Source organism: Deinococcus aestuarii, from assembly GCF_018863415.1.
Lineage (GTDB): Bacteria > Deinococcota > Deinococci > Deinococcales > Deinococcaceae > Deinococcus > Deinococcus aestuarii.
Window position 1 is genome coordinate 43,015 of sequence record NZ_JAHKSN010000016.1, and the last position, 11,359, is coordinate 54,373.

The window sequence follows — 11,359 nt, forward strand, 5'->3', positions numbered from 1 at the left end:
CTCAGGACGCGGGTGTCTCCTGGGCCCCGCCCGGCTGCTCCTCTTTGGCGAAGGCGGCGTCGAAGGCCACGTTCGAGGCGGGGAAGTCGAGCCGCCGCAGGAAGGCCGCGCTCTCGGTCGCCCCGTGCACCCGGTCCATCCGCGAGTCCTCCCACTCGACGCTCAGCGGCCCGTCGTACCCGATGTCGTTCAGCGCGACGATGACCTCCTCGAAATTGATGTCCCCGCGCCCCACCGAGCGGAAGTCCCAGTAACGGCGGTGGTCCCCGAAGGAGGCATGCCCGCCGAAGACGCCCACCTCGCCTGTGCCGTGCCCCCACCACACGTCCTTCATGTGCGCGTGGAAGATGCGGCCTGCGAAGGTGTGCAGGAAGCGGATGTAGTCCACGTGCTGATACCCCAGGTGGCTGGGGTCGAAGTTGAAGCCGAAGCGGGGGTGATGCCGCACCGCCTCCAGCGCCCGCCGCGCCGTCGCGATGTCGAAGGCGATCTCGGTGGGGTGGACCTCCAGCGCGAAGTTCACCCCCTCCGCCTCGAAGGCGTCCAGGATGGGCGTCCAGCGGGCCGCAAAGTCCGCGAAGCCCCGGTCCCAGAACGCCTGATCCGTGGGCGGGAAGGCGTACAGGCTGTGCCAGATGGACGAGCCCGTGAAGCCGTTCACCACGCTCACGCCGAACTTGCGCGCGGCCCGGCCCGTATCGATGATCTCCCGCGCCGCCCGCCCCCGCACCCCCTCCGGGTCGCCGTCACCCCAGACGTGCGCGGGGACGATGGATTTGTGCCGCTCGTCGATGGGGTCGCACACCGCCTGCCCGACGAGGTGATTGCTGATCGCCACGCATTGCAAACCGTGTTGTTCCAGCAGGGCGCGTTTTTCCTGCACGTAGCCGTCGTCGCTCAGGGCTGCCTGAACATCGAAGTGGTCGCCCCAGCAGGCGAGTTCCAGGCCGTCGTAGCCCATCTGTTTTGCCAGCGGCGCGAGTTCAGCGAGGGGGAGGTCGGCCCACTGGCCGGTAAAGAGGGTGATCGGTCGGGGCATGGGGTCTCCTTGAAAGGGGCCGCCCGCAGCCGAGGGAACGGGCGGGCGGCGCGAGGAAAGAGGCTCTGGGCGGTGCGGGTCCGGTACCCGGGGGACAGCTTAAGCTCCCGGCGCCCCCGCTGGCGTGCCCCTGAACCACGCGGGCTGGGCGGGGAGCGCCTCGGGCCGCTCGGCGTGGCTCGTCGGCGTCAACGTCCGCTCCTGCTCGGCGGCCTCCAGAATGGTGTGCATCACGTCGAGGACGTGGAAGGCGAGTTCACCGCTCGCCCGGTGAGGCGTGCCGCGCGAGATGGCGTCGAGCATGTCCGCCAGCCCGATCCCGCGCGCGTTGTCCTGGAAGGGGCGGGTGAGGTCCACCGTCTCCCACTCCTCGTCCCCCCGGCGGCGGAGTCTGAGCGGCCCCCCGAAAGTGTTCGGGTCGGGCAGGCTCAGCGTTCCCTCCGTCCCGTAAATCTCGATGCGCGGCAGCTCGCTCGCGGGCGTGTCGAAGCTGGCGATGAAGGTGGCCGCCTGCCCGCCCCCGAAGCCCAGTTGCGCGGTGACGTGCGTGGGCGTGTTCACCCGAATCCTCTCGCCCTGCCGCGCCCCGCTGCCGACCACGCGCTCCTCGAACGCCTTCACGGCGCTGCCGCCCACCCGCGTGACGCCGCCGAGCATGTTGATCAGGGCCGTGAGGTAGTACGGCCCCATATCGAAGAGCGGCCCCGCGCCGGGCTGGTAGAAGAAGTCGGGGCTGGGGTGCCAGGCTTCCGGCCCGCTCCCCATGAAAAAGGCGGTGGCCGCGACCGGGCGCCCGATGATCCCCGCGTCGAGGAGTTCCCGCCCGGTCTGGAGCCCGGCGCCCAGAAAGGTGTCCGGCGCGCAGCCCACCCGCAGGCCGCGTTCTTCCGCCTCCCGCAGGATGGCCCGCCCGTCCTCGCGCTCGACCGCCAGCGGCTTCTCGCTGTAGACGTGTTTTCCGGCACGCAGGGCGGCCAGGCTCACCTCCGCGTGCGCGGCGGGCGGCGTGAGGTTCACGACGGCGACGATCTCGGGGTCGGCGAGGAGGTCGCCCCGCGTCATGGCCTGCGTGCCGTACTCGGCGGCCTGCGCCTGCGCGCGGCCCAGGTCGAGGTCGGTGACCGCCCTCACCTCGAAGAGGGCGAGTTCGCGGGCGATCTTGAGGTAGGCGGCGCTGATGTTGCCGGTGCCGACGATGCCGATCTTGTGGGTCATGGGTGTTCCTTCGGTGGGGGAGGGGAGAGGTGGGGGACGGCGGGCGCTGTCCGCGCTCCTACCTCGTCACCGCCACCTCCTCCCAACCTGAGAGGCCCTCGTCGATCAATCGCCGCGCGCTTCTCTCCACGTCGGCGAACACGTCCCCGGCGCTGCGGTCCATCTCCAGCACGTGCCACCGCGCGGACGGGGCGGCGAGGATGGCGGCGCGGTAGTCCACCACACCCTCGCCGAGCGGCACCTGATCCGCCTCGGGGGTCGCCGGGCCGTCCTTGACGTGGAGGGCGAGCGTCCGGTCCCCGAGGCGCCGCAGCAGCTCCGCCGGGTCCTGCCCCGCCGTGCGCGCCCAGTAGGTATCGACCTCGGTGAAGACCGCCGGGTCGAGCAGGCCGAGCAGGGTGTCGTAGGCGGTTTGTCCATTCTCCAGCGTGTTCCACTCCCACCAGTGGTTGTGGTAGCCGAGCCGGATGCCGCGCGCGGAGGCGTTCTGCGCGGCCTCGTTCATCGCCTCCGCGAAGTGCCGCGTGCCGTCCAGTGTGGAGAGGGCGTCGCGCTCGAAGCCGTGGACCTCGCCGGGCCAGGAGACGACGGCGAGCCCCGCCCCGATCAATTCGAGTTCGTCCAGAATCGCGTCCGCCTGCGGTCCATACGGCGCGGCGGCGTGGACGGACGAGAGCCCCAGGCCGTGGTCGTCCAGGTCGCGGCGCAGGGTGGTGGCCGACGCCATCCGCGCGGCGGGAGTCTGATGGCTGCCCCCGATGCCGAAGGGCTCGACGTACCGGAAGCCCATCCCGGCCACCCGCGCGACCGTGGCGGTCGGGTCGGCCTGCCCGGCGTCGCGGAAGGTATACATCTGGACAGAGAGGGTGCCTTTCGGGGTGTTCTGTGGGTCCGTCATGGGGTCCTCCGGGAGGGTGGAGCGTTTTTGGGCCGTCATCGGGATGGTGACGGGAGAGCAGGTCCCAGGCGGGCGGGGAGAGACGGGCCCCCGCGTCCACGACGGTCACGGGAGGTGGGGTACTGAATGCTCCCACGCCTCAGCCCACGGGCTCGCTCCATTCCCCGGTCAGGGTGAGCGATAGCCTGATGGGCAGGTCCGCGCCGCTCGTCCCGATCAGGACCTCGAAGCTTCCCGCGTCGGCGACCCAGGCGTTCCGGGTGTCATCGAAGTAGGCGAGCGAGCGCATGTCGAGGGGCAGCACGATCTCCTCGGCCTTGCCCGGCCCCAGGGTCACCTTTCCGAACGCCTTGAGTTCCTTGTCGGGCCGTTCCAGCGTGGTCTCCACGTCGCGCACGTAGACCTGCACGACCTGTTGCCCGGCCCGCTCGCCCGTGTTCCGCACCCGCACGTTCACGGTCACCTCGCCGCCCGGCCCGACCTGATCGGCACTCAGCCGCGCGTCTTCCAGCTCGAAGGTCGTGTACGAGAGCCCGAAGCCGAAGGGGAAGAGGGGCGTCAGGCCGTGCCGGTCCACGTGGCGGTAGCCGATGGAGAGCCCCTCCCGGTACTCGACGTGTCCGTTCTCGCCGGGGTACTGCACGTCGGGCGTCTCGGGGTGGGTGGGGTCGTCCGAGAGCCGCGCGGGAAAGGTCTGCGGCAATCTCCCGCCGGGGTCGGTGTGGCCCAGCAGCACGTCCGCGAAGGCGTGCCCGGCCTCCTGTCCCGGGAACCAGCCCTGCAAGAGGGCGGGCACCTCGCCCAGCCACGGCATCAGCACCGGGCCGCCCGTCTGGAGCAGGACGACCGTGCGCGGGTTGGCGGCCACCACGGCGCGGACGAGTTCGTCCTGGCGGCCGGGCAGGTCCAGGCCCCAGCGGTCCACCCCCTCCGTCTCCCAGTCGCCGTTCGTCCCGACGCACACCACCGCGTAATCCGCCTCGCGCGCCGCGAGCACCGCCTCCTCCAGCGCCGTGGGGGAGAGGGGCGCCCGGAAGCCCAGCCGTACCGCGTTCAGGGGCACGAAGCCGCCCCCGCGCGGCTCGAACTCGACCGTGGCCGCGTGCTCCCCGGCAGCGAGGAAAACGCTCCTGCGCCGTTCGGCGCTGCCCATCCCGAAGTAGGTGTCGCCCGGCTGCCAGTCCGTCCGGTTGTCGAGCACCTCCTGCCCGTCCACGAGGAGTCGGCTCAGCCCCGCGCTCGCCAGGCTCAGCTCGTACTCGCCGCCCTGCGGAACGGGCAGGGTCAGGCTCAGCCGGGCGCGGAAGGACGTGGGGTCCACGCCCTCCGGGAAGGAGAACCACATGACCTCGCCCCCCCGGCGTTTCTCGGTCGCCACGGGCTCGCCGCTCTCGCCGAAGTACTCGATGTGCAGGGGAACGTCCGGCGTGGGCAGGAAGCGGTCGTTGTCACAGCCGACGGCGTGGGTGACGTTCTCCTCGCCCAGCGCCGCGCGCAGCCCCTCCAGCGGGGAGACGCGGCGGTGGGCGTTCATCTGCGCGCTGCCGCCGCCCATGACCTGCCCGGTCGCCGCGTTCGGCCCGATGACGGCGACTCTGGCCTTTGCGGGAAGAGGCAGTAACCCGCCCTCGTTCTTGAGGAGCACCGTCCCCTCGGCCCCGGCGCGGCGGATCAGGGCGCGGGTGTCCGTATATTCCTCGTCACGCTCGGCCTCGTCGCACACGTCGCGGGGCTGGTCGAAGGTCCCGGTGCGCTCGATCAGGCGCAGCACGTTGCGGGCGGCCTCCCGGACGGCCTGCCGGGTCGCCTCGTCGTTCTGCGCTTCCTCCAGCAGCGCCCCCCTGGCCCTCGCCGGGCCGGGCATCTCCAGGTCGAGGCCCGCCCGCACGCTCTCGCCCGCCGAATGGGTGCCGCCCCAGTCGCTCATCACCAGGCCGTCGAAGCCCCACTCGCCGCGCAGGATGCCATTGATCAGACGGGGATTCTCGCTGCAATAGGTGCCGTCCAGCCGGTTGTACCCGGTCATGATCGCCCACGCGCCACCCCGCCTGACCGTCATCTCGAAGGGCAGCAGGTACAGCTCGCGCAGCGCCCGCTCGGGGATGTCCGAACTGATCGTGTTGCGCTGGTACTCCGACTCGTTGCCGACGTAGTGCTTGACGGTGGCGGCCACGCCCCCCGACTGGAGGCCCTGCACGTAGGCGGTCCCCAGGCTCCCGGTCAGGAAGGGGTCTTCGGAGTAGCTCTCGAAGTTGCGCCCGTTCAGCGTCGAGCGGAAGAGGTTCATGGTGGGGGCGAGCAGCACCCCCGCGCCCTTGTCCCGCACCTCCCGGGCGAGGTGGACGCCGACCTCGCGCAGCAATTCGACGTTCCAAGTGCTGCCCAGGGCGATGCCCACCGGGAAGGCCGCCGTCTTCCTGCCGCCGACGAGGGGACCGCCGCCGCGCGCCCCGGCGGGGCCGTCGGTGACCTTCAAGGAGGGGACGTTCAGGCGCGGGACAGGGACGGTGCGCCAGAAGTCGGCTCCGGCCAGCAGCGAGACCTGCTCCTCCAGGGTCATCCCGTCGAGCAGGGAGTCGAGATCGGTCGTTCGCTGGTCGGCCTTCGTCATGGAAAAACCTCTGAAGAAAGGGAGAAAGGGGGAGAGGGGGCGCAGAAGCCTACCCCTCCTCCCCCCGGGCCAGCCTGCCGTACCACTCGCCGCTGGCCTTCACGGTGCGCCGCCCGGTGCCGTAGTCCACCCGCACCAGCCCGAAGCGTTTGCTGTATCCCTCGGCCCACTCGAAGTTGTCGAGCAGGCTCCAGGCGAAGTAGCCCTTCAGGGGAACGCCTGCCCGAATCGCGTCCCGGCAGGCGGCGAGGTGGCGCTCAATGTAGCGGCGGCGGGCCTCGTCGTGAATTTGGCCGTCCGGCGTGGGGCGGTCGTCATAGGCCGCGCCGTTCTCGGTGACGTACAGCACGGGCGGGGCGTAGTCCTGGTGGACCCGCACCAGAATCTCGCGCAGGCCGTCCGGGTACACCTCCCAGTCGAAGGCCGTGTATTCCCCCTCCGGGCGAAGCTGGCGCGTGTCCATGAGACCGCGCTCGCCGGGCGCGTGCTCCACCACGCTGCGCTGGTAGTAGTTCACGCCGAGAAAGTCGGTCCGCGCGGCGATGGTTTCCAGGTCACCCGGCTGGATCGCTTCCTCGAAGGCCGGGGCGTGCGGGCGGTACAGGTCCAGCATGTCCGCCGGATACCCCCGCCCGTACACCGGGTCGAGAAACCAGCGGTTGAGGAACCCGTCCCCGCGCCGGGCGGCGGCCACGTCCTCGGGCCGGTCGGTAGCGGGCTGCTGTGGCCCCAGGATCAGGGTGATGCCCACCCGGGCGTCCGGCACCCGCGCCCGGACCCTCTCCACCGCCAGCCCGTGCGACAGCAGCAGGTGGTGGGAGGCGAGCAGGCCCGTCGCCAGGTCCTGCCCCCCCGGCGCGTGGATGCCCACCACATTTCCCAGAAAGGCCGCGCACCACGGCTCGTTGTGGGTGATCCAGCCCCTTACCCGGTCGCCGAGCCGACCCGCCACCGCGTCCGCGTACTCGGCGAAGGCGTACGCCGTGTTGCGGTTCGCCCACCCGCCCGCGTCCTGCAACACCTGCGGCAGGTCCCAGTGGTACAGCGTCACGTACGGGTCCACGCCCCGCGCGAGCAGCCCGTCGGTGAGGCGGTCGTAGAAGTCGAGTCCCCGGGCGTTCACCTCGCCCCGCCCGCCCGGCACCACGCGCGGCCACGCGACCGAGAAGCGGTAGGCGTTCAGCCCCAGCGCCCGCATCAGCCCCAGGTCTTCCTCCCAGCGGTGGTAGTGGTCGCAGGCCACGTCGCCGTTCTCGCCCGCCTTGACCTTGCCCGGCGTGTGGCTGAAGGTGTCCCAGATGCTCGGGCTGCGCCCGTCCTCGGCCACCGCCCCCTCGATCTGGTAGGCGGCGGTCGCCGTGCCCCAGGCGAAGTCGGCGGGGAAGTCGGTCTTACGGAGGCTCTGGGTCTCGCTCACGGTCACGCGGTCACCTCGGGTTGGGCTGGGGGCTGGGGGTGGAGGGGAGGCTGGGCGGCCAGTACGGGGTCGTGCAGGATGCAGCGCGCCTGGTGGCCGGGGCCCACGTCGTACATCTTCGGCAGGCCCTCGCGGCACACGGGCCGGGCGTGTGGGCACCTCGGCTCGAAGGGGCAGCCGGGCGGCAGGTTCGTCAGGTCGGGGACCTCTCCCCGCGCCTCGACGCGCTCGGGGTGCAGGCCCTCCTCGGGCTTGGGAGCCGCACTCTTGAGCAGTTGCGTGTACGGCATCTGCGGGTGGTCGATCACCCGCCCCGCCGGACCGACCTCCACGATGTGCCCGGTGTACATCACCGCGATGCGGTCGGCCATGTACCGCGCCCCCGCGAGGTCGTGGGTGATGAACAGCATCGAGAGCCCCTCCTGGTCGCGCAGGTCGAGCAGCAGGTTCATGATGTCGAGGCGGATGGACACGTCGAGCGCCGAGGTCGGCTCGTCCGCGAGGATCAGCTCGGGCCGCGCGGCCAGCGCCCGGGCGATCACCACCCGCTGCCGCTGCCCGCCGCTCAGCTCGTGTGGCTTCTTGACGGCGTAGCTCGCCCCCGGTGAGAGGCCCACCCGGTCGAGGAGGGCGTTGACCTGCTCGCCCACGTCCCGCCCCCGCGCCAGCCCGTGCAGTCTCAGCGGGCGCGACAGGATGTAGCCAATCGTGTGCAGGCCGTTGAGGCTGCCGTAGGGGTCCTGAAAGATCATCTGGACGTGCTTGCGAAATCTCCTCAGCCGCGCGCCGCCCATCCGCAGCGGCACCTCCTCACCGGCCAAGCGCATGGTCCCCGAGGTCGGCTCGTGGAGGTGGCCGATCAGTCGGGCGACCGTGCTCTTGCCCGAGCCCGACTCGCCGACGAGGCCCAGCACCTCGCCGCGCCCGATGGTGAGGTCCACGTGGTTGACGGCGGTGACGCTCTTGCCCGCGCGCCCCACCTTGAAGACCTTGGTGAGGCCGCGCGCCTCCAGGGCCGCCCCGAGGCTCAGGCCCGTGCTAGTCGCTGGCGAGAGCATGGCCCCCCTCCTGTGGTCCCGTCTCCTTCACGGCGGGCGAGTGCAGGAAGCACGCGACCCGGTGCCCGGCCTCCACCTCGACGCTCGCGGGCTTGTGAACGTCGCAGGTCCCCGGCATCCGCGACGGGCAGCGGTCGTAGAAGGGGCAGCCCGTCAGCTCCAGATTCAGCGGCGGCGGGCGCCCGGGAATCCCCTCGCGCCGCTCGCGCTCGCCGGAGAGCGGCGGGAAGGCCGTCATCAGCCGCCGGGTGTACGGGTGCTTGGGCTGGCGGTAGATGTCGGCGGCGGGCGCCTCCTCCACGATCTCGCCCGCGTACATGATGGCGATGCGGTCGCTCATCTCGACGAGCAGCGAGAGGTCGTGGGTGATGAAGATGATGGCGATGCCGAGTTCCCGGCGCACCTCGTCGATCTCCTGCAAGATCTGCCGCTGCACCACCACGTCCAGCGCGGTCGTCGGCTCGTCCATCACGACGAGTTTCGGCTCCAGGGCGAGCGCGATGGCGATGACCACCCGCTGCTTCATCCCGCCCGAGAGCTGGTGCGGGTAGGCGTCGAGGTAACTCTCGCGGATGCCGACGAGGCGGAAGAGTTCCTTGGCCCGCGCCTCCAGTTTTCCCTTGTCCTTGACCCCGTGCGCCTGCATCGCGTCGTAGACCTGCTCCCGAATCTTGATGACCGGGTTGAGGATATTCATGCTGGCCTGGAAGACGAGGGAATAGTCCTTCCAGCGCACCCGGCGCAATTCCTCGGGACTCAGCGCGAGGAGGTCCTTGCCGTCCAGCACCGCCTCACCGCCGAACACCGCGCCGGGTGGGTCGAGCAAGCGGGTCGCCGCGAAGGCCAGCGTGGACTTGCCGCAGCCCGACTCACCCGCGAGGCCGACAAATTCGCCGCGCTTCACGTCCAGGCTCACGTCGCGCACGGCCCGCACCGGCCCGAGAGGGGTGACGTACCCCGCGTCGAGGTGCCGGATGGAGAGCAGGGTGTCGGCGGACGGCGGGGCCGCGACCTTCGGGCCCTTCCCACGCCTCAGGACCTTCGTCGCCTTGTTCGCGTGGTTGGCCTTGGGGTTGGTGATCTCGTCGATGCCGAAGTTCAGCAGCGCGCAGGCGGTCCCGAGCAGAGCGATCCCCAGCCCCGGCCACGCGAACCACCACCACGCCCCCTGGAGGAGGGCGCCCCGGGCCTGTGCCCAGTACAGCATGGTGCCCCAGGTGATCTTGCCCACGTCGCCCACGCCGATAAAGGAGAGCGACGCCTCGGCGAGGATGGCGTACAGCGCGGTGGAAAAGAAGTTCGCCATGATGAGGCCCGCGAGGTTGGGCAGCATCTCCGCGAAGATGATCCGCCCCGGCCCCTCCCCGGTGGCGACGGCGGCCTGCACGAAGTCGCGCCCCCGCAGCGCCAGCGCCTGCCCGCGCAGCACCCGCGCCCCGAAGGCCCAGCCCGTCAGCGAGATCACCAGGATGATCGGCCACACCCCGCCGCCGCGCAGGAACGCCCCCGCCACGATCAATAGGGGCAGCCCCGGCAGCACCAGAAAGACGTTGACGACCGTGTTGATGATCTCGTCGGTGCGCCCCCCGAAGTAGGCGGCGGCGATGCCCAGGGTCGTGCCGATGGCGGTTGCCACCAGCCCGGAGGCGAAGCCGATCAGCAGCGTGAGCCTCGCCCCGTACAGCAGTTGCGCCAGGATGTCCTGCCCGAGCGCGGTCGTGCCCAGCGGGTGCGCCGCCGAGGGTTTGAGCCACGTCCCGAACTCCAGCGAGGTCGGGTCGTAGGGGGTGAGCAGCGGGGCGAAGAGGCCCATCAGCAGCAGCAGCAGCAGGATGGCCGCCCCCGCGGCGGCGCGCGGCGAGCGCAGCACGAAGCGCAGGCCACGCGGATTGAACCGCGGCCTGGGCGTGCGGTTGACGGGGATGACGGTCACGTGATCCTCCCGTCCCGCACGCGCGGGTCGAGCACCGCGTACAGCGCGTCCACGATGAAGTTGGCGATGAGGACCGCCAGCGCGATGAAGAGGAAGATCGCCTGCATCAGCGGGTAGTCGAGTCCCACGACTGCCTGGTACAGGTACAGCCCCAGGCCGGGGTACGAGAACACCGTCTCGGTGAGGATCGAGCCGCCCACCACGAACCCCAGCGCGATGCCGAAGGCGGTGAAGGAGGGCAGCAGCGCGTTTCTCAGGATGTAGCGGTTCAGGATGCGGCCGTCGGATAAGCCCTTGGCCCGCGCGAAGGCGAGGTAATCCTCCCCCATCACGTTCATGACGTTGTTGCGCATGGTGATCAGCCAGCCGCCCGCCGACGTGACGATGATGGTCAGCGCGGGCAACACGGCGTGCCGCAGCATGGACAACCACCACTCCGGGCTGAAGGGGGTCAGGAAGGGGTCGAGGTTGCCGCTGAGGGGAAAGATGCTCTGCCGGTACGCGAGGAAATACAGCAGCAGCAGCGCGAACCAGAAGTACGGCATGGAGTTCAGAAAGAGGGCGACCGGCGGCAGGGCGTCGGCCACCCGGCCCCCGCGCCGCCACGCGGAATACAGCCCGAAGGCGCTGCCGAGCAGGAACGACAGGATGGTCGTCACGCCGATGAGGCCGATGGTCCACGGCGCCGCCTGCGCGATGATGTCGCTCACCGGGGTCGGAAACTGCCCGATGGAGCGCCCGAAGTCGCCGCGCAGCAGCCGCCCGAGGTACTGGAAATACTGCTCGATCAATGTGCCCTGGTTGTCGAGGCCGTAAGCCTTCGTGAGCGCCGTGACCGCCTGCGGGTCGAGGCGGCCCTGGTACTTGGCGATCATCGCGCCGATGGGGTCGCCCGGCACGAGCCGGGGCAGGATGAAGTTGAGGGTCACCGCCACCCACAGGGTGAACAGCAAGACGCCGAACTTGCGCAGGAGGTAGGGCATGGGGCCTCCTCAACATGGGGGGCGGGACGGGAGTGGTCCCAGTCCCACCCGGGAGAATGCAGGGCGCGGCGAGGCTTATTCAGGGAGAGGTGGTCTTTCTACCACTCCCCCTTGAGGGGGGAGGTTGGGACTTGTAGAGCTCCGCAGGAGAGGGGGTGAATGGGCACGACCTGTAGCGCCGTGAGAAGAAGTGGCAGGCCGTCTT

The 11,359-nt window shown here is 70.6% G+C and carries 8 protein-coding genes; all 8 read right to left on the reverse strand.

The window, feature by feature from the left end; translation table 11 throughout:
* Position 1 precedes the first annotated feature (1 nt).
* The 8 genes from IC605_RS17010 to IC605_RS17045 all read right to left on the reverse strand — a co-directional run bounded on the left by IC605_RS17010 (position 2) and on the right by IC605_RS17045 (position 11,154).
* A complete protein-coding gene (locus tag IC605_RS17010) occupies positions 2-1,039 on the reverse strand; it encodes a sugar phosphate isomerase/epimerase family protein (protein ID WP_216326914.1) in 1,038 nt (345 codons plus the stop codon).
* A 99-nt stretch (positions 1,040-1,138) separates the two neighbouring features.
* A complete protein-coding gene (locus IC605_RS17015; protein ID WP_216326916.1) occupies positions 1,139-2,254 on the reverse strand; it encodes a Gfo/Idh/MocA family protein in 1,116 nt (371 codons plus the stop codon).
* A gap of 58 nt (positions 2,255-2,312) precedes the next feature.
* The gene (locus tag IC605_RS17020) at positions 2,313-3,152 is read right to left on the reverse strand and encodes a sugar phosphate isomerase/epimerase family protein (protein ID WP_216326918.1); all 840 of its coding nucleotides are present in this window, start codon (positions 3,150-3,152) and stop codon (positions 2,313-2,315) included.
* 139 nt (positions 3,153-3,291) lie between these two features.
* Positions 3,292-5,763, reverse strand: coding sequence for a glycoside hydrolase family 3 C-terminal domain-containing protein (locus tag IC605_RS17025; protein WP_216326921.1), 2,472 nt, complete (start codon positions 5,761-5,763; stop codon positions 3,292-3,294).
* 49 nt (positions 5,764-5,812) lie between these two features.
* On the reverse strand, positions 5,813-7,186 hold the full coding sequence (locus IC605_RS17030; protein WP_216326925.1) for a GH1 family beta-glucosidase: 1,374 nt from the start codon (positions 7,184-7,186) through the stop codon (positions 5,813-5,815).
* Positions 7,183-8,238 (reverse strand): ABC transporter ATP-binding protein, encoded by a 1,056-nt coding sequence (locus IC605_RS17035; protein WP_216326928.1) that lies wholly within the window; start codon positions 8,236-8,238, stop codon positions 7,183-7,185. Before IC605_RS17035 ends, IC605_RS17030 begins: the two co-directional genes overlap by 4 nt.
* Complete coding sequence (locus IC605_RS17040; protein ID WP_216326931.1) at positions 8,219-10,171, reverse strand: dipeptide/oligopeptide/nickel ABC transporter permease/ATP-binding protein; 1,953 nt, start codon at positions 10,169-10,171, stop codon at positions 8,219-8,221. The genes IC605_RS17035 and IC605_RS17040 overlap by 20 nt, the downstream gene beginning before the upstream one ends.
* Positions 10,168-11,154 (reverse strand): ABC transporter permease, encoded by a 987-nt coding sequence (locus IC605_RS17045; RefSeq protein ID WP_216326934.1) that lies wholly within the window; start codon positions 11,152-11,154, stop codon positions 10,168-10,170. Before IC605_RS17045 ends, IC605_RS17040 begins: the two co-directional genes overlap by 4 nt.
* Between the last annotated feature and the right edge of the window lie 205 nt (positions 11,155-11,359).